General features: G+C 50.9%; 18 protein-coding genes. 14 read left to right on the forward strand and 4 right to left on the reverse strand.

Going from position 1 to position 18,941, the window contains the following annotated elements:
• Positions 1–350 precede the first annotated feature (350 nt).
• The 4 genes from smpB (at position 351) to rpsA (ending at position 4,531) form a co-directional block, all read left to right on the forward strand.
• Positions 351–818: an SsrA-binding protein SmpB gene (gene smpB / locus ABDW72_RS02155; RefSeq protein WP_347156808.1), complete on the forward strand. Its 468-nt coding sequence runs from the start codon at positions 351–353 to the stop codon at positions 816–818.
• 73 nt (positions 819–891) lie between these two features.
• Complete coding sequence (locus tag ABDW72_RS02160; protein ID WP_347156809.1) at positions 892–1,665, forward strand: C40 family peptidase; 774 nt, start codon at positions 892–894, stop codon at positions 1,663–1,665.
• An 83-nt stretch (positions 1,666–1,748) separates the two neighbouring features.
• On the forward strand, positions 1,749–2,252 hold the full coding sequence (locus tag ABDW72_RS02165; protein WP_347156810.1) for an HNH endonuclease: 504 nt from the start codon (positions 1,749–1,751) through the stop codon (positions 2,250–2,252).
• Positions 2,253–2,629: 377 nt separating this feature from the next.
• The gene (rpsA, locus tag ABDW72_RS02170) at positions 2,630–4,531 is read left to right on the forward strand and encodes a 30S ribosomal protein S1 (protein ID WP_347156811.1); all 1,902 of its coding nucleotides are present in this window, start codon (positions 2,630–2,632) and stop codon (positions 4,529–4,531) included.
• Between the two features lie 152 nt (positions 4,532–4,683).
• Here rpsA and ABDW72_RS02175 read toward each other — a convergent pair whose 3' ends face one another.
• The 4 genes from ABDW72_RS02175 to ABDW72_RS02190 all read right to left on the reverse strand — a co-directional run bounded on the left by ABDW72_RS02175 (position 4,684) and on the right by ABDW72_RS02190 (position 10,217).
• Complete coding sequence (locus tag ABDW72_RS02175; RefSeq protein WP_347156812.1) at positions 4,684–6,339, reverse strand: alpha-amylase family protein; 1,656 nt, start codon at positions 6,337–6,339, stop codon at positions 4,684–4,686.
• A gap of 323 nt (positions 6,340–6,662) precedes the next feature.
• Entirely contained in the window at positions 6,663–8,483 is a 1,821-nt protein-coding gene (locus ABDW72_RS02180; RefSeq protein WP_347156813.1) for a glycoside hydrolase family 2 protein, read from the reverse strand.
• Positions 8,484–8,655: 172 nt separating this feature from the next.
• Positions 8,656–8,919, reverse strand: a complete 264-nt coding sequence (locus ABDW72_RS02185; protein ID WP_347156814.1) for a hypothetical protein — start codon at positions 8,917–8,919, stop codon at positions 8,656–8,658.
• 269 nt (positions 8,920–9,188) lie between these two features.
• On the reverse strand, positions 9,189–10,217 hold the full coding sequence (locus tag ABDW72_RS02190) for an LLM class flavin-dependent oxidoreductase (protein WP_347156815.1): 1,029 nt from the start codon (positions 10,215–10,217) through the stop codon (positions 9,189–9,191).
• Between the two features lie 232 nt (positions 10,218–10,449).
• Here ABDW72_RS02190 and ABDW72_RS02195 point away from each other — a divergent pair, with 232 nt between their 5' ends.
• The 10 genes from ABDW72_RS02195 to paaI all read left to right on the forward strand — a co-directional run bounded on the left by ABDW72_RS02195 (position 10,450) and on the right by paaI (position 18,915).
• Positions 10,450–11,319 carry an aldo/keto reductase gene (locus ABDW72_RS02195; RefSeq protein WP_347156816.1) on the forward strand — a complete coding sequence of 290 codons (870 nt, stop codon included), beginning with the start codon at positions 10,450–10,452 and terminating at the stop codon, positions 11,317–11,319.
• Between the two features lie 214 nt (positions 11,320–11,533).
• Positions 11,534–12,307 carry an SDR family NAD(P)-dependent oxidoreductase gene (locus ABDW72_RS02200; protein ID WP_347156817.1) on the forward strand — a complete coding sequence of 258 codons (774 nt, stop codon included), beginning with the start codon at positions 11,534–11,536 and terminating at the stop codon, positions 12,305–12,307.
• A gap of 322 nt (positions 12,308–12,629) precedes the next feature.
• Complete coding sequence (paaE, locus tag ABDW72_RS02205; protein ID WP_347156818.1) at positions 12,630–13,706, forward strand: 1,2-phenylacetyl-CoA epoxidase subunit PaaE; 1,077 nt, start codon at positions 12,630–12,632, stop codon at positions 13,704–13,706.
• 50 nt (positions 13,707–13,756) lie between these two features.
• On the forward strand, positions 13,757–14,719 hold the full coding sequence (paaA, locus tag ABDW72_RS02210; RefSeq protein WP_347156819.1) for a 1,2-phenylacetyl-CoA epoxidase subunit PaaA: 963 nt from the start codon (positions 13,757–13,759) through the stop codon (positions 14,717–14,719).
• Positions 14,720–14,921: 202 nt separating this feature from the next.
• Positions 14,922–15,209: a 1,2-phenylacetyl-CoA epoxidase subunit PaaB gene (gene paaB / locus ABDW72_RS02215; RefSeq protein WP_347156820.1), complete on the forward strand. Its 288-nt coding sequence runs from the start codon at positions 14,922–14,924 to the stop codon at positions 15,207–15,209.
• 2 nt (positions 15,210–15,211) lie between these two features.
• Positions 15,212–16,042: a 1,2-phenylacetyl-CoA epoxidase subunit PaaC gene (paaC, locus tag ABDW72_RS02220; protein ID WP_347156821.1), complete on the forward strand. Its 831-nt coding sequence runs from the start codon at positions 15,212–15,214 to the stop codon at positions 16,040–16,042.
• Positions 16,043–16,047: 5 nt separating this feature from the next.
• Complete coding sequence (paaD, locus tag ABDW72_RS02225; RefSeq protein WP_347156822.1) at positions 16,048–16,542, forward strand: 1,2-phenylacetyl-CoA epoxidase subunit PaaD; 495 nt, start codon at positions 16,048–16,050, stop codon at positions 16,540–16,542.
• A 3-nt stretch (positions 16,543–16,545) separates the two neighbouring features.
• Positions 16,546–17,331, forward strand: coding sequence for an enoyl-CoA hydratase-related protein (locus tag ABDW72_RS02230; RefSeq protein ID WP_347156823.1), 786 nt, complete (start codon positions 16,546–16,548; stop codon positions 17,329–17,331).
• On the forward strand, positions 17,328–18,497 hold the full coding sequence (locus ABDW72_RS02235) for a 3-hydroxyacyl-CoA dehydrogenase NAD-binding domain-containing protein (protein ID WP_347156824.1): 1,170 nt from the start codon (positions 17,328–17,330) through the stop codon (positions 18,495–18,497). The genes ABDW72_RS02230 and ABDW72_RS02235 overlap by 4 nt, the downstream gene beginning before the upstream one ends.
• Positions 18,484–18,915 carry a hydroxyphenylacetyl-CoA thioesterase PaaI gene (gene paaI / locus ABDW72_RS02240; RefSeq protein WP_347156825.1) on the forward strand — a complete coding sequence of 144 codons (432 nt, stop codon included), beginning with the start codon at positions 18,484–18,486 and terminating at the stop codon, positions 18,913–18,915. Before ABDW72_RS02235 ends, paaI begins: the two co-directional genes overlap by 14 nt.
• Positions 18,916–18,941: the final 26 nt, after the last annotated feature.

An 18,941-nucleotide genomic window follows, 5' to 3' on the forward strand; every position in this document is an offset into this window, starting at 1 on the left:
ATACCTATACTTGTAGCATATTCATAACGCCAGCTGACTTTGCCTGGTTTGATAGTGGGCCGCTGCAGATCAACAGCTTTTCAGTTAAGTTGGGGCAGGTCTCGGAATGAGCTTAGTTATTAAGTAAACTGGAGGTGTAAGTATAAAATTAAGACGTTTTATGTATAATGCTGGAATACACTTATATATGTTTAGCTAAGTTGCTACGGTAAAGGCAGTACTGGGCTAAACGGAGAGCAAGCAGGTGGTCTGCAGCAGGAGGCACCAATAGCAAGTAGCAGTGGTAGGGAGACCTATCAGGAAAATTGTAAATGAAGAACAGCCAATATTTTGGCTCCTAAGCAAGTATAATGGCGAAAGAGAAAGATAGGATACAGAAGTTTGTGAACATTGTAAACCGCAAGGCATCCTTTGAATACCAGTTTCTGGACAAGTATACGGCGGGCGTCATGCTCAAAGGCACGGAGATAAAGTCTATTCGGGAGGGCAAGGTAAACATGCAGGATGGGTATTGTGTGTTTCAAAATGGCGAACTGTGGCTGCACAACCTGCACATTGCTACCTATACCGAAGGCACGCATTTTAACCACGACCCCATGCGTACCCGCAAGTTGCTGCTCAACAAACGCGAGCTCCGAAAACTGGAAAAAGGTGCTGAGGAGCAGGGTGTGACCATTATCCCTACGCGCATTTTTACGACGGACCGGGGCTTCGCCAAAGTAGAAGTTGCCCTGGCACGTGGTAAAAAGCTATACGATAAGCGCCAGGACATCAAAGAAAAAGATGTGAAACGCGAGCTCGACAGAAGCGGCTATTAAGTATAGGCGTGGAGGAGAGAGCACATGTAGGTGCCTGCACTCTTGTATGCAGTCAATCATAAAAAAGAATAGAGTGGAGTACGGAATAGGGATGCTTAGTGTGGTGCCGATGCGCGCCGAAACGTCAGACAAGGCTGAAATTGTAACGCAGCTGTTGTTTGGAGAGTGCTATGAGGTAGTAGCAGAAGAGGGAAACTGGCGTCGCCTACAGCTGGCTAGCGACGGTTACGAAGGCTGGATTGATTACAAACAGCATACGCCCGTTTCTGAAGTATACTTTCAGGAGTGGCGGCAGGCAGTGCATCCGCGTGCCGCCGAGCTGATGCAAGTGGTGAGCGGCGCAGAGAACCCCATTCCGGTAGGTATTGGCAGCTACCTGCCTTTTTACAAGGATGGCCGCATGCGTGTAAATGATGCTTTCCACCACTACTCCGGTGCTGTTTCTGACCCTACTGTGCAGGCTACAGGTGCTTTAGCTATGAAGTATGCGGAAAAGTTCCGGAAGGCGCCATACTTGTGGGGCGGCAAATCTCCTTTCGGCATCGACTGCTCCGGGTTTACGCAACTGGTGTATGGCCTTTGCGGCTACCAACTGCCGCGCGATGCCTTTCAGCAGGTGGAGCATGGGCAAGAGGTACATTTTGTGTCTCAGACGCAGCCCGGCGACCTAGCTTATTTTGCCAACAGCGAAGGCCGGATCACGCATGTGGGGCTGATGCTCGAAAATGAGCAGATTATGCACGCTCACGGCGAAGTACGGATTGACACGCTGGACCATACCGGCATCTACAACAGCGACTTAAAACGCTACACTCACCAACTCCGGCTGATCAAACGCATTTTTTAAATTAGCTGTTTTTTTCTCGCAACTTCCGCTATAAAAGTTGGTTCTAGTCTCGTAGAAGTATAGCGTAAATTGCGAGAGCAGCCATGAAAGATAAAGTACTGATCCTGAACCAAGATTTTAGTGCCATAGCCGTTTGCACCGTGCAGAAAGCTTTTTTGCTGGTGTACCTTGATAAAGCGGAAACGGTCACTAATTCCGAGGGGGCCTTTTTACACTCCATCAGCCGCACGTACCCGGTGCCATCTGTTATCCGCCTGCAGCGCTATGTGCGGGTGCCATACTACGGCATTGCCCTAAGCCGGCACAACATCATGCGGCGCGACAACTACTGCTGCCAGTATTGCGGGGCTGTCCGAAACCTAACGCTAGACCACCTGCTGCCCCGCTCCAGGGGAGGAGCCACCAACTGGCAAAACCTGGTTACGGCTTGCTCGCGCTGCAACACCCGCAAAGGAGACCGCACGCCGGAAGAAGCCGGCTTAAAGCTGTACCGCAAGCCCAGCCGCCCCTCCCTTTTATCTTTTCTGCAGTTGCATCTGACACCTCATAACAGCGACTGGCGCGTGTACCTCGGAATGGAAAATTAGCAATTTGCCTGTGCTAAGTAATTTAGTTTAGCTTGTTTAATGGGGTATTGTTCAGGCATAAGCATAATTAAGTATGATTTTATACTTGAAGTGATAAGTTGTTTAGGGCCTACTGTCAGGAAGCGCTGCCGTCAGGAGGGATGCTGCTGTTTGTTCTTCGTTTTCGCAATACAGAATAGCGCTTGCTACAGCAGCAAAATTACGTTGCATAAATTCCAATATTCTTAATTGAAAACTGCTTCCTGCATTAAGGTAATTTTTGTACCTTTGCCGTTCATTCAGGTGAATGAGCCCGATTTGCGTCGGGGAATGTACAACCAAACCAAATCAGCCGATTGCTCTGGGCTGGTGGCTATTGAAGAGCAGCTAAAAATTTTATGAGTAATTCTCCAGAAAATTTCGATTGGGACAAGTTTGAGACCCAAGGTTTCGGTGGCGGCTACAGTAAAGCTGAGAAAGCCGAAATGGAAAAAATGTATGACGACACCCTGACAACTGTACAGGAGCAGGAGGTTGTTAAAGGAACTGTGGTAGGCATCACTGATCGTGACGTGATCCTGAACATCGGTTTCAAATCTGATGGCCTGGTGCCTGTTTCAGAATTCAGAGATTTGCCTGAACTGAAAGTAGGCGACGAGGTTGAAGTATTTATTGAAGACCAGGAAGATCCGAACGGCCAGTTGATCCTGTCCCGCAAGAAAGCGAAGATCGTGAGCGCCTGGGCTAAGATTTACGACGCACTTGAGAACGATAACGTGCTGGAGGGTGTAGTAAAACGCAGAACAAAAGGTGGTCTGATCATGGACCTCTACGGTGTAGAAGCCTTCTTGCCAGGTTCGCAAATTGACGTGAAGCCTATTCGTGACTTTGACGTGTTTGTAGGCAAGAAAATGGAAGTGAAAGTTGTGAAAATCAACGCCGCTTTCGACAACGTAGTAGTATCGCATAAAGTACTGATCGAGAAAGACCTTGAGAAGCAGCGTGCCGCCATCCTCAACAACCTGGAGAAAGGCCAGGTACTGGAAGGCATCATCAAGAACATGACTAACTTCGGTGTATTCATCGACCTGGGTGGTGTTGATGGTCTGCTGCACATTACGGATATTTCATGGGGCCGCATCAACCATCCGGAAGAGGTGCTGAACCTTGACCAGAAGGTAAACGTGGTAGTGCTTGACTTTGACGAAGACAAGAAGCGTATTTCTTTGGGCATGAAGCAGCTGACGCCGCACCCATGGGATGCACTGCCTGCTGAGATCGAAGTTGGCTCACGTGTGAGAGGCAGAATTGTAAACGTAGCTGATTACGGCGCGTTTCTGGAACTCATGCCAGGTGTAGAAGGGCTGATCCACGTTTCAGAAATGAGCTGGTCACAGCACCTGCGTAACCCACAGGATTTCATTAAGCAAGGCGACGAGGTAGAAGCAGTTGTGCTGACACTGGATCGTGACGAGCGTAAGATGTCTCTGGGCATTAAGCAGTTGACAGAAGATCCTTGGACAAAAGAAAACGTGTTGACCAAGTATGGCGTGGGAACCAAGCACACCGGCATCGTGCGCAACCTGACAAACTTCGGCCTGTTCCTGGAACTGGAAGAAGGTGTGGACGGCCTCGTACACGTTTCTGACTTGAGCTGGACGAAGAAGATAAAGCACCCATCTGAGTTCGTGAAGGTTGGTGAGAACCTGGATGTAGTTGTGCTGGAGTTGGACGTTCCGAACCGCAGACTGGCACTGGGCCACAAGCAACTGGAGGAGAACCCTTGGGATACATTTGAATCTGTATTCAACATCGGTTCTGTGCACAGAGCTACTGTACTTGAGAAATCAGACAGAGGCGCTACGCTGGAGCTGCCATACGGTATCGAAGGTTTCTCATTCCCGAAAGGACTGCAGAAGGAAGATGGCTCGCAAGTAGAAGCTGGCGAAAGCTTGGATTTCAAAGTTACCGAGTTCTCAAAGGATGACCGTAAGATCATTCTGTCGCACACGGCTACTTACTCTGAAGCTGATACGGCCAGAACTGCCAGAGCTACCAAGAAAACTGCTGCAGCCCCTGCAGGTGGTGGTGATAAGAAAGAAGCACGTGCTCCGAAAGTACAGAAAGAAGCAGATCGCTCTACCTTAGGTGACCTGGATGCACTTTCTGCCCTGAAAGAGCAGATGCTGGAGAACGAGAAAGAAGCCGGCGTGAAGAAGCTTGAAGCTGCTGCTGCGAAAAAAGCGCAGGACACAGATAGCGACGAAGACGAGACTTCGGAAGAAGAGAACAACGCTTAAGTATAAGCTTGTTGTAGTATAGAAAAGCCCCGGATTGCTCCGGGGCTTTTTTTGTTAATAGCTACTGCCGTTTGATTATTTATACTTGCTGCCAAGGGCTACCCGCAACAAGCAGGTTGAGCCTATGTCAGAAAGTAGCCTTTAGCTTTGATCTACTGCTTTTTTCGACGAAGCAAATGGGCCAGGTCCCCGGTGCGGTACCAGCGGTAGCCGTAAGCTTCCAGGGTGATGTAGTGCTTTCCCTTTTCATCCGGCATGTTGGCCTGGTTCGCCATCAGGTTGATGAGCTTCTCACCCGGTTTCTGTTTCAGGTCTAGGGTTATCTCATGCGGCTTGCTGTCAAAATTGTGCAGTACCAGCAGCGAGTTACCTTTCCAGCTGTAGCAAATGCCTAATACCTGGGGCAGGCGGGTTTTGATCAACTGCCAGTCGCCCCAGCCTATTTCAGGGCATTCTTTGCGCAGGCGTATCAGGGCAGTCATCCAGTTGAGCAACGAATCCGGGTCCCGCCGCTGCGCTTCCACATTCACATGCTCATAGGCATAGGGGCCTTCATCTATGATAGGGTGCACCAGCTCATCTGAAATAGAAAAGCCTGCCTGCGGGTCGCCGGACCATTGCATGGGAGTACGGATTGCTTCCCGTTCCTTCAGGTCCAGGTCCTCGCCCATGCCAATTTCATCGCCATAACGCAGCACCGGCGTGCCCGGCAAAGAAAACATCAGGCTATACGCCAGCTCAATCTGTTGGCGGCTGCCCAGCATGGGTGCCAGCCGGCGCCGGATGCCCCGGTCGTAAAGCTGCATGTTTTCTTTAGGGCCGAATTTGGCAAAGACCTTCTGGCGTTGCTCTTCGGTTAGACGGCCAAGGTCCAACTCATCGTGGTTTCGTAAGAACTGTGCCCACTGTGATGCCGGATTAGGGTTTCGGGTCGCTTCAAGCGCCTCCGCAAGCGGCGCACTGTCCGTGGTGGCAAGCGCATAGAACAGGTGCTGGTTCACGTAGAAGTTAAACATTAGCTGTATGCCATCTCCCTCGTCTCCAAAGTACTTCTGGCTTTCATCCGGCAGCACATTTGCCTCTCCCAACATAATGGCATCTCCACGGCGCCACTGCAGGAAATGGCGCATCTCCGTCAGGTACTCAAACTTCAGGTGCGGCTTTGCTTTACCGGGAGCAGGAGTTTCCAGTATAAAAGGAACAGCATCCACCCGAAAGCCGGCAATGCCCAGCTCGAGCCAATAACCCATAATGCGTCGTATTTCGGCACGGACCTCCGGGTTGTCCATGTTCAGGTCGGGCTGAAAGCTGTAAAAACGATGAAAGTAGTATTCTTTGGCCTTTTTATCGTATGTCCAGGTCGCTTCCTGCACTCCGGGGAAAACCATGCCCTTGTTCCAATCGGACGGTTTATTTTTTGACCATACATACCAGTCGTGGTACTTGGCTCCTTGGCCGTTGCGCGCATTCTGAAACCAGGCATGCTCGTTGGAAGTATGGTTCACTACCAGATCGATGATCACTTTGATTCCCCGGCGTTTGGCCTGGTGCATAAACTCTACGAAATCGCCACTGGAACCATGCCTCGGATCGACGCCATAGTAGTCGCTGATGTCATAGCCATTGTCTTTGTTGGGTGAGGGCTGGAAGGGCAGCAGCCAGATGGTGTCAACTCCAAGCGCGTTCAGGTAATCGAGGCGGCGGTTAAGCCCTTCGAAATCGCCAATGCCATCGCCGTTCACATCCATAAAAGTTTTGAGATCGAGGCAATAGATAATGGCATTTTTGTACCAGAGGTCTTCTATCATGGGTGCAATAGATTAGTTCATTCATTTATAAGTGGAGCAATGTACTGTTGCTGCAACGAGCACGGTAGCTGTAGGGTTAAGTACTAGCTTTCTTTTGCGCTGAAACGCCTTGCAGCAGCCTATTTTTCAGCGATACATCTGCATTGTTGCTGCACCAGGTTTATGCTACGGCTATCTTCCCTAAGAGGCTAACTAATTGGTTTTAGATACCTAACTGCAAATGCCGGCATAGGATCCATCCTATAAACTGCCATTTTTACACTTGATTTATACTTACAGACCAGCTGCATTCTTTCTCTGCTTCAAATCTGTAAGTATAGGGATCAGGATTTTAACAGCCCTGCCGGTACTGATAGCGCTCCGGTATGGGGGTCTATTAATCCGTTACGCTCATCCTCTATATTGGTCGCCTGCGTGTATACATCGCCGGCTATAGGGCGCTTACGTAGTTCCTGCTTAAACTGCCGGATGCGTTCGGCCCTGTCGTCCAGGTCTTGTGGCCCGCCATAATCAGAGAAACCAAATCCGCCCCACTCACTTACAATCAGCGGCGTTTGTCCGCGGTAGAAATAGGGATCGCCTACCACCAGCGGGAAAGCTGCTACCCCTTCCATTTGTCCATCGGCCAGTTGGTCCAGCAATTCCTGCCAGCGCTCCAGTTCAGGCGTGTAAAGGTGGGCCGTCAGCAGATCAGACTTCAGCTTGCCTTCATAAGAGATGTGCTGCCAACCGTCGTTATCGACCACCTGAAATTGCGGGTACCTAATTTTCATGTAATGGAATGTGTCCATGATGTACTGGCGGGTTTCCGGGTTGGTGGCAATGTCCTGCGCCCCCCAATCCTCATTATACAAACTCCAGATCACGACCGAAGGATTTGTTTCGATCAGCGCCAGCATCCGGAGCAGCTCCGCCCGGTGGTTTTCGCGGCTCTTGCGGGTAGACGCATGCGGGCTGGGAACCTCTACCCATAACATCAATCCTATTTCGTCAGCCAGGTTGTAAATGCGCGGGTCTACACCGGCAATGTGTACCCGCACCAAGTTGCAGCCCAGTGATTTAATGGCATACATGTGGCGGCGCATTTCTTCGTAAGTAGCTGTGCCGGGTTGGTAAAGGATGCCATCTATATAAGTTTCCTGGTTGTTAAGGTACAGGTGACGGCCCCGCGAACCGAACTTCCGCAACCCGAAGTGTGCCTCAATCTGGGCGATATAGCCGTTAGCGTCTATCAGTTGTGCAGTCAGTTGGTACAGGTGTGGATTATCAGGGCTCCAGAGCTGCGTACCCGGCACTTTTACCACCACATACTGCTGCTTCTGGCCAGCTTCCAACCGTAAAGGGAAATCTGACACTGAGACGGGCGCTTCGTTTTCTTTCTCAAAAACATTCAGCCGGAGCACATAATTGCCCGGGTCGTGGATGCGGGTGGTGATGTTAAAGCGAACGAGCGAGTCCTCTATCACACTAATAACGCCTACCCGCGAACGTAAGCGATTGCGTTCCACCATCTCGAGCCACACACTACGCACTGCTCCGGTATAGGTATGATACCAGATGCCACCCCGCTTGTACACATGTGATTCCTGTTTGCCCCGCGGAATCTCAGCATCCATGGTATCCGTAATGCGCACGGTCAGGTAATTAACAGGCAGCAGATGCTCTTCGTTTAGTTCGTAAGAGAACGACGTATACTCGCCGAAGTGCACTTCTTCGTCTTCGATGGTTTTCAGCAAGCGTCCGTTCAGCCACACGCGCGTTTCGTAGCCACAGGCGCCAAACGTTATCTGAAACATGGTCTGCGTGGAGGAATTGCTCCGTTCCGGGCGCGGAAAATCCCGTTCATACCAGGCAATGATCTTGTCCTGCCAAGGGGCTTGTTGCTGCCCTTTGGCCTGCGCCATGTGGGTTTCTACAGAGCCGGGCCAATGCGCCGTATGCTCATACTTGTGGCCTAAATACCAGGATTCTCTTAAACCGCGGTCATCGGGGTCGAGAGAAAATTTCCATTCTCCATCCAGCAGGTAATGTGAATTGGGGCGAAGAACAGCTCGTGGTAAGGGGTTTTCAATTTCTTTGGCAGCATGAACATCTTCCGCTCTTTCGGTCATGCTGAAGTTTAGGTGTGTTGATTTTGACTTCATCGGCGGCAAATAAAATGAGGTTTCTTTTCTGCGACGGAACACTGGCAAGTTGTCCTGCCTGATTAAATCGGCATTAGGCCGGTTACGGGAGTATCAAACAAAAGAGGAAGCACGTGCTTCCTCTTTTGTTTGATCTCTATGATTTCTAAAGTCAAAAGACTTACGGGATTCCTTAATCGTGCCCAAGCTGCTTTACAAGCTTGTTATAGATACCCAGCAGCATAAATGATGGAGCCCACTGGCCTACGAAGAGCGCTGTTTTATCTTTGTCCATAATCTTTAATGTCAGCGAAGCGGCAATAGAGCCAAATGCTGCCCAAAGGTATACGTCAGAGGGAATTTTTGCAGTATAATCTTCAATAGCAGTGGCAACAGGCCCTTCTTTATGTTGCGGGTTAAAACGATCTGCTTTTGCTTTTAAGTCTGAAGTTTCCATAGTCAAATTTAAATTTTAATGTCTGAAATTATTCTTTATGAAAACGGACAGAGTAGTTTAATGTTTAAAATTGGCGCAAATTTTTTAAGTACAGCTAGTCCAAACTTCTCTTAAAGATCAGCAGCAGTTTCTTGTTTTGTGCCGCAGCAACGTTCCCTTTCAGCCTTGAAAAAGCTACCAGATATTGCTTTGCTAGACCTGAAATATACTTAACACATCATCCGGGTTCATACAGAAATACAGGATCTTATTTCGTGCAGCTACTGAATTTATTGTGTAGCCTGGTGTCTTTTCATCATATTGGCAAGGAGTGCATAGGAGTGGAGCCGCGCCTGATGTTCGAAGATATGCGAGGCGATCATCAGTTCATTTACCTGGGTATCATCCAAAAAGGATTGCAGTTCTTCTTTCACGGTTTCGGGACCGCCGATAAAAGAATAGCGAAGCATTTGTTGCACCGCATATTTCTCAGCGGCATCCCACCGGTCATTCATACTGGCTACAGGCGGTTGCATCGGCATAGCTGTGCCGCGAATCACATTTAGAAATGAAGTATAAAGGGTGGTCGCCAGATAGTTTGCCTCCTCATCCGTGTCAGCCACCACTGCATTCACGCAGGCCACGGCATACGGCTCCTGCAGGTTTTCAGAAGGCCTGAAAGAATCGCGGTATATTTTAAGTGCAGCTTGCAGACTGGCAGGGGCAAAGTGGCTGGCAAAGGCAAACGGAAGGCCTAAAAGCGCAGCCAGTTGCGCACTGTAAGTGCTGGAGCCTAGCAGCCATATCGGAATATTAAGTCCCTCGCCAGGCACCGCCCGCACACGTGCTGTCGCATTTTCAGCGGATAAATACGTGCGCAGCTCTTCCACATTTTCCGGAAAGTCGGCACCTGCTCCTCGCAGGTCTCGCCGCAGCGCCATGGCCGTCAATTGGTCAGTTCCGGGAGCTCGTCCCAGCCCCAGATCAATTCTGCCCGGGTACAGCGAAGCGAGGGTGCCGAACTGCTCCGCCACAATAAGTGGGGCATGGTTGGGCAGCATGATGCCGCCGGAGCCCACCCGGATACTGGAAGTGCCGCCAGCTACATAGCCGATCAGGATGGAAGTAGCCGAGCTAGCAATGCCGGCCATGTTGTGGTGCTCTGCCATCCAGTAGCGGGTGTATCCCAATTTTTCGACGTGGCGGGCAAGAGCTAAGGTACTGGGGAAAGCGTCTGCCGCTGTTTTATCTTTCAGGATCGGCACCAGGTCCAGGACTGAAAAGGGCGTATCAGCTAATTGTTTCGTAGCGTTGGTCATGCTTATAATTTATGGCTGGTTGCCACGATTTTGCAGTAGTATAAAATTATGGATAAGATTAGATGATGTATACTCAATATTCCTGTTCAGGAAAGCAGTTCTGCCTTATACTTACCGGAACTGTAGGCGGGTATAAACAGCATGAGTTAACAAGCATGCTATACTAACGTACAAATTAACATGACCGATACGCAAACGCGTTAACAACATAATACGAATAAGAAAGCAAACTATGACAAACACAACAACATCATTCTCCCAAACATACACTATTGGCGGCGACCTGACCGTGAACAGAGTTGGCTATGGCGCCATGCGAATAACAGGAAAAGGCATCTGGGGGCCACCGCAGGATAAGGACGAAGCAATTCGGGTTTTGAAAAGGGCGGTGGAGCTCGGAATCAACTTTATAGATACAGCTGACAGCTATGGCCCTTATGTATCAGAAGAGCTAATTGCTGAAGCACTGCACCCTTACCCCAATGATCTGGTAATTGCGACCAAAGGCGGGCTGCTGCGAACTGGCCCTGACCAGTGGCCGATCAACGCACACCCCGACCACTTACGCGAAGCACTGGAAGGAAGCCTCAAACGCCTGAAACTTGACAGCATAGACCTGTACCAGTTGCACCGCGTTGACCCGGAAGTGCCTTTTGAAAAGACGCTCGAGTTTCTGCAACAGGTGCAGGAAGACGGCCTGGTGAAGCATATTGGCTTGTCGGAAGTATCGGTAAAGCAGATCAAGAAGGCGCAGGAGTATGTAAAAATCGTTTCGGTGCAGAACATGTATAGCGTGGACAACCGCAAATGGGAAGCAGAACTGGAGTATTGCCAAGAGCAGGACATGGCCTTTATTCCCTGGTTCCCGCTGAACGCCGGTAATGTGGAAGCACTGGACAAACTGAACCACGTGGCTGAAAGGCACGATGCTACGGCCCACCAAATTGCATTGAGCTGGCTGCTGCATCATGCCCCGAACATTCTGCTCATTCCGGGTACCTCCAAGGTGAGCCATTTGGAAGAAAACTATAAAGCCGGTTCTATCTCGCTAACCGACGATGACATGCAGGAGCTCAACAAACTAAGCTCCCCTAATAAATAAGGGTGCGTACATCCAGTTTAAAGTAAAGCCCGGCCACTGAACCGGGCTTTACTTTGAAGTATAAGTATGAAAATTATATTGAAGGTATAAAAAGCACTGCCGTCCTTCCAGGATGATAATTTTTATTTATTTCTGTCCTCATACTTATACTTGGCAACTCAGTTTTTTATTAGCGGCACCAGAACTGGTTGCCACGTAAATCCAAACTATACCTATGATAAAAGCAAACTTTAATTTAAGTGGTCAGGTGGCCATGATAACGGGTGCCGGGCGCGGCATCGGCAGAACGCTTGCGGAAGGACTGGCAAGCGCTGGAGCTGATGTCGTGCTGCTGGCCCGCACAGAAGTGGAAGTAGCAAAGGCCGCTGAAGAAATAGCCGATACAACCGGAAGCAAAACCCTCGCCCTCGTTTGCGATGTCGCGGACAGCGCCTCTATCCAGCAAGCTGTTGGCCAGGCGGTAGAGCAGTTCGGCCAGATCGATATCCTCCTCAACAATGCCGGTACCAGCGTGAGAGAAACAGCCCTTACGCTTTCTGAAAGCAACTGGGATAAGGTGATGGACGTGAACCTGAAGTCGGTGTTCCTGATGTGCCAGGCGGTAGGGCGGCACATGGTAGAGCGGCAGTACGGGCGGATCGTTAATGTGGCATCGGTTGCTTCCAAACTCACCCTTGCCTCCGGCACGCCTTATGGCCCCAGCAAAGCCGGCGTGGTGCAATTGACCCGCCAGCTTGCCAATGAGTGGGCGCTGCAAGGCATTACCGTCAATGCTATCAGCCCGTGGTTCTTCCGAACTTCCCTGAATGACAAAGCGCTGGACAATGACGACTTCCGCAACCTGCTGGAAAAGCGAACGCCCATGCGCCGGCTCGGCCAATTAGAGGAACTGGTGGCTCCGGTCGTTATGTTCTGCTCCTCCGGTGCCAGTTACATCACCGGGCAAAATCTGTTTATTGACGGCGGCGTAACTAACCTCGCCTTCTAAGTACAGAAGCGGCAGGCACATATAGCAGCAAGATTTCTTGCACAGCCCCATGCGATACAGCTCACGTGGAGCTGTGTCTTTCCTGAGCTTTCCAGATTTGCCTACAATCATACATCGATTAAATTTTGAATGCTGCTATATAAGATCCTTCTACATCCTTAAACTTTTATACCTACCTAACGTTTGTTAGCTACGTATAAATTAGTATATTTGGTAGTGCCGCAGCTGTAAACCTGCCGCTCAACTTTCAAATCATATAAGTATGAGAAAGTTGAGCGGCAGGTTTTAGGCTAACCATGCCAGAAGTAAGATGTAAGAACGAATGAGCCGATTTCATAAAGTAAAGATCAAAAACATCCGGAAGGAGACACACGACTGCGTAACGGTGGAGCTGGACGTGCCCGAGGAACTGCAGGATACGTTCCGCTATACCCAAGGGCAGTACCTCACGTTCCGGCGTCACTTTAATAACGAGGAAATCAGGCGCTCGTATTCCATCTGCTCCAGCCCGTTAGAGAACGAGTGGCGGGTGGCGATCAAAAAAGTACCGGAAGGACGCTTCTCCAGCTACGCCAACGAGGCGCTGCAGGTGGGGGAGGAACTGGAGGTAATGCCACCCATGGGCCGCTTCTATACCGAACTGCACCCCGAAAACAAGAAGCTTTATGTAACCTTTGCAGCGGGAAGCGGCATTACGCCAGTGCTTTCGATCATCAAAACCATTCTGATGACAGAGCCGCAAAGCGAAGTATACCTGATCTATGGTAACCGGGGCCGTAACTCCATCATCTTTAAAGAAGAGATAGAAGGGCTGAAAGATAAGTACCTTGACCGCCTAAGCGTTTACCACATCCTGAGTCGCGAGCATGGTGACTCCGACATCCTTTTTGGCCGTATAGATAAAGAGAAGACAACGCTTTTCCTCCAGAAGATTATTCCGGCAGCGCAGGTGGATGAGTATTTTATCTGCGGACCCGAAGAGATGATATTTGGGGTGAAAGAGGCTTTAGTGGAAGGAGGCGTGGAAGCAGATAAAATCCACTATGAATTATTTACTACGGCAGAGGGCGGCAAAAAAGCTGCGCAGCAGAAAGAGCGGCCGACTGGGGAGGAGGACAAGCAAAGCGAGGTAATCGTGAAACTCGATGGCGTGGAACGGCGACTGAGCATGTCGTACTACGGCAACACCATTCTGGATGCCGCTACGGAGGCGGGGGCAGATTTGCCTTACTCCTGCAAAGGAGGCGTTTGCAGCACTTGCCGGGCACGGGTGGTAGAGGGCCAGGTGGAGATGGACGTCAACTACTCGCTTGAACCCGAAGAGGTTAATGCCGGTTATATATTAACCTGCCAGGCGCGTCCGCTGACAGAAAAGGTAGTGGTTGACTTTGACCAGTAAGAGGATTGATTCAGACGCAAACGCACGAAAGCGATAAAGTATAAAGCATTATGGAAACAGCAGCGATAGGATTAGAAGAACAGTTTGAAGCGAAGATTGCCAACGAAGTGCGCATCGAGCCCAAAGACTGGATGCCGGACAAATACCGCAAAACGCTCATCCGCCAAATATCACAGCATGCGCACTCTGAGATTGTGGGCATGCTGCCGGAAGGCAACTGGATAACGCGCGCGCCTTCGCTCAAGCGCAAAGCCATCCTGCTGGCCAAAGTGCAGGACGAGGCCGGACATGGTTTATACTTGTACAGTGCTGCCGAAACGCTGGGCGCCTCCCGCGACCAGATGATCGAAGACCTGCACAGCGGCAAGGCTAAGTATTCCAGTATCTTCAACTATCCCACGCTTTCCTGGGCCGATATTGGCGCTATTGGCTGGCTGGTGGACGGAGCAGCCATTATGAACCAGGTGCCCTTGTGCCGCACCTCCTATGGGCCTTATGCCCGGGCGATGGTGCGGGTGTGTAAGGAGGAAAGCTTCCATCAGCGCCAGGGATTTGAGATTATGATGACCTTGTGCAACGGCTCGCCGGAGCAGAAGCGTATGGCGCAGGAGGCGTTTAACCGCTGGTGGTGGCCTACGCTGATGATGTTCGGACCAAAAGACGAGGAGTCGCCTAATACGGAGCTGTCGATGCGCTGGAAGATCAAACGTTTTACGAACGATGAGCTGCGCCAACGCTTTGTAGATATGATGGTGCCGCAGGCAGAGTTTCTGGGTCTGACTGTGCCTGACAAAGACCTGACATGGAACGAGGATAAAGGCGGCTACGACTACGGGCAGATCGATTGGGAAGAGTTCTGGAACGTGGTGAAAGGCAATGGCCCCTGCAACAAAGACCGTATCAGCACCCGCCAGAAAGCCTACGAAGAAGGCGCCTGGGTTCGTGAAGCTGCCCTGGCCCATGCCGAAAAGAGAGCCAGCCGTGAAAAAGCCAAATCAGAGCAGGCAGCTTAAATTTTTAAAGCCTCCGCTTGTGTCAACTTAGTGTAAAGCGGTATAAGCCCTGCTAGTGCGAGCTTGTAGCTCGTACTAGTACCAATTTAGAATTTCAAAGCACGAGCTGCAAACTCGCGCCAGCAGCGCTGGAGAATAGGGACAGAAAGTTTTAAGGCAGCTTTATAAATAAACACCATACAGGTTCAAAGTATAAAACCATATGAACAAGCAAGAGTGGCCCCTTTGGGAAGTTTTTATCCGAAGCAAACAAGGTCTGGATCACAAGCATGTCGGTAGCCTGCATGCCGCCGATGCCGCCATGGCGATAGAGAATGCGCGGGATGTGTATACGCGCCGTATGGAAGGCGTAAGCATCTGGGTGGTGGAATCCAAAAATATTCATGCTTCTAACCCTGATGAGGCCACTGCTTTCTTCGATCCGGCCAATGACAAAGTATACCGTCACCCGACCTTTTACTACGTGCCGGAGCAAATTAAAAATATGTAAGCATGCACCACGAAACTCACCATAACGCCGCACTGCAAGCGCAGGAAATCCGGACGCCCCTGCAGGATTATACGCCGGAGCTACGCCAGCAAGTGCTGGAGTATACCCTGCAGCTGGCAGATACCAGCTTCATCCTGGGGCACCGCCTGTCGGAGTGGTGCGGGCATGGGCCTGTGCTGGAACAGGACCTGGCCATGTCGAACACGGCGCTCGACCTGATTGGGGAAGCCCGCAGCCTGTACCAGTATGCTGCCGAGCTGGAGGGGGCGAACCGTTCGGAAGACGACCTGGCTTTTCTGCGCGATGCGGTAGCGTATAAAAATCTCCTGCTGGTAGAGCAGCCCAACGGCGATTTTGCCGATACCGTGCTGCGCCAGTTTATCTTCGATACCTTTCACTACTTTTTTCTGAAAAAACTGCAGCAAAGCTCCGACCTCCGGCTGGCCGCCATTGCTGAAAAGTCGGTGAAGGAGGCGCAGTATCATATGAAATGGAGTTCTGAATGGGTGATTCGCTTAGGAGACGGAACAGAAGAAAGCAGGCAGCGGATTAAAAAAGCCGTAGCGCAACTGTGGCCTTATTCCGGAGAGCCTTTTAAAATGACAGCCACCGAAAAAGCGCTGTTTGCACAGGGAATTGTACCGGATTACAGCCTGGTGCAGCAGGATTGGGACGCACATGTGGCCAAAGTATTTGCCGAAGCAACGTTGCCGGTGCCGCAGGAGGTATGGATGCAGTCAGGCGGAAAAGAGGGGCGGCATACCGAGCACCTGGGCTACATCCTGGCAGAGCTGCAATACTTGCAGCGAGCTTATCCGGGATTAGAATGGTAAAAGGCATGACAGCGGCAACGGAAGCGGAAATCTGGCACTACCTAGAGGATGTATACGACCCGGAAATTCCGGTGCTCAGCGTGGTGGACCTGGGGATTGTGCGTGACGTGCAGGTGCAGGACGAAGACGTACAGGTAACTATCACCCCAACTTACTCCGGCTGCCCCGCCATGAACACCATTGCAGCTGAAATCCGGCTGAAGCTGCTGGCGGAGGGATATCCGCAGGTGCAGGTAAAGACGCAGCTCAGCCCTGCCTGGACGACCGACTGGCTGTCGGAGGCGGGGAAAGAGAAGCTGGAAGCCTATGGCATTGCGCCGCCCGTTACACCAACCGGAGATTCGAATGCCCTCTTTGGGCGGGATGTGACTGTTCGTTGCCCGCTTTGTAAATCAGAAGACACAAAACTTATCAGCCAGTTTGGCTCTACTTCCTGCAAAGCGCTCTACCAGTGCAACAGCTGCATGGAGCCTTTTGACTACTTTAAATGCCTGAAATAAAACATGAACGAATCGAACTACATTCAATTCTCGCTGAGCAATGGCGTGGCCACCATTACCCTGAACCGGCCGGACGTATACAACAGCTTTAACCGGGAAATGGCCCTGGCCCTGCAGGAGCACCTGCAGCATTGCCAGCAGAATGCCGAGGTACGCGCCGTGCTGTTAACAGGTGCAGGCAAGGCCTTTTGCGCCGGTCAGGATCTGGCAGAAGCAACCGGACCGGAACGTATGGAGATATCCGAGCTTGTAATCAGGCACTATAACCCGATTATACTGCAGCTGCGCGAGCTGGATAAGCCGGTAGTGGCAGCCGTAAATGGAGTGGCAGCAGGAGCAGGTGCTAACATTGCCCTGGCCTGCGACATTGTAGTGGCAAGAGAGTCAGCTTCATTTATTCAGGCCTTCAGCAAAATTGGCCTGATTCCGGACAGTGCCGGCACCTATTTCCTGCCTCGCCTGATCGGGCTGCAGCGGGCAAGCGCCCTAATGATGACAGGCGACAAAGTGAGTGCCGCCGAAGCCTTAGCAATGGGGATGATCTATAAAGCATTCGCAGATGAGGCTTTCGACAGTGAAGTACAAAGCCTGGTGCAGCGGCTGGCGCAGATGCCTACCAAAGGCCTCGCTTATACCAAGCAACTGCTCAACTGCACCTTCGACTTTAACCTGAAAGAGCAGCTTCAGAATGAAGCCACCTACCAGCAGAAAGCAGGTCATACGGCAGATTTTGAAGAAGGCGTGCAGGCATTCATTCAAAAGCGGAAACCAAACTTCACAGGCCAATGACAGTCGGGATTATAGGCAGTGGCGCTATGGGCTCGGGCATTGCACAGGTCATTGCCACAGCAGGCCACCAGGTATACCTGCTCGATCAGAACTCCAAGGCGCTGGACCGGGCGGAACAAAGTATAAAAAACGGCTTAGAAAAGTTGGCTACTAAAGGAAAGATTACGGCTGAAAAAGCCGCAGAAATAAGCAGCCGCATTACGTTTACTGAACAGCATCAGAACTTTGGCAGTTGCAGCCTCATACTGGAGGCTGTGGTAGAAGACCTGGAGGTGAAACAAAACCTGTTCCGGGAGATCGAGATGCTGGTATCTGAAGAATGTGTGCTGGCTACCAATACCTCTTCGCTTTCTATTGCCTCCATTGCGGCGGCCTGCCAGCATCCGGAGCGTTTTATCGGCATTCACTTTTTTAACCCGGCCCCCATCATGCAGCTGGTGGAGATCATCCCGGCGGTACAGACAAGAGAAGGACTGGCTGAAGAGATGAAGCAACTGGTTCAGTCGTGGGGCAAGGTGCCGGTGGTTGTAAAAGATACCCCAGGCTTTATTGTGAACCGTGTGGCACGCCCATTTTACGGGGAGGCGATACGACTGCTGGAAGAAGGTATAGCTGATGCCGCTACCATCGACTGGGCTATGACCGAGTTAGGTGGTTTCCGGATGGGGCCTTTCACGCTCATGGACTTCATCGGCCATGATGTGAACTATAGAGTGACTGAATCGGTATTTGCCTCCTTTTTTTACGATCCGAGGTATAAACCTTCTTTTACCCAAAAGCGGCTGTTTGAAGCCGGATACTATGGCCGTAAGTCAGGCCGTGGCTTTTATACTTACGGAGAGGGAGCACAGCTGCCGGAGCCGGTGCGTGATGAGGAACTGGGACAGTACATCCTGAACCGCATCCTCACCATGCTGGTTAACGAAGCGGTGGATGCACTGGCGCTGCGTGTTGCTACCAAAGAAGATCTGGAACTGGCTATGACCAAAGGAGTGAATTACCCCAAAGGATTATTGGCCTGGGCCGATGAGCTAGGTTTAGCGCACGTATTGGAGACATTAGACGGATTGTATGCGGAATACCACGAGGATCGTTACCGGGCCAGCCCCTTGCTCCGCAAAATGGTGAAATCAAACCAAACCTTTTTTCAACATGAGCAAGCCTGAACAAACCAAAAGCAAAGCTGAGGAAGTGTTGGACCTCATGCTGCGCCACGATGCCTTCAGCAAATGGCTTGGCTTGCAAGTAGACGAAGTGCGGGAGGGCTACTGCCGCCTCCACTTTACCGTGCGCCCCGACATGCTGAATGGCTTTAGCAGCCTGCATGGCGGCGTGAGTTACGCGGCTGCCGATAGCGCTTTTGCCTTTGCCTGTAACAGCCACGGCAGGATGAGTGTGGCCCTCAGCACCACCATGGATTACATGGAGGCAGGAAAGGAAGGCGACATCATTACGGTAGAAGCAAAAGAAGAAAGCCTGAAGCACAAGGTGGGGGTGTACCAGATACGTCTCACCAACCAGGACGGGGTACAGCTTGCTCTTTTTAAGGGCACTTCTTACCGCACCAGCCGGGAGCTTTTATAATAAGGAAACATATTAGCTCCTTGGAA

This window comes from Pontibacter chitinilyticus, from assembly GCF_039748935.1.
GTDB lineage: Bacteria > Bacteroidota > Bacteroidia > Cytophagales > Hymenobacteraceae > Pontibacter > Pontibacter chitinilyticus.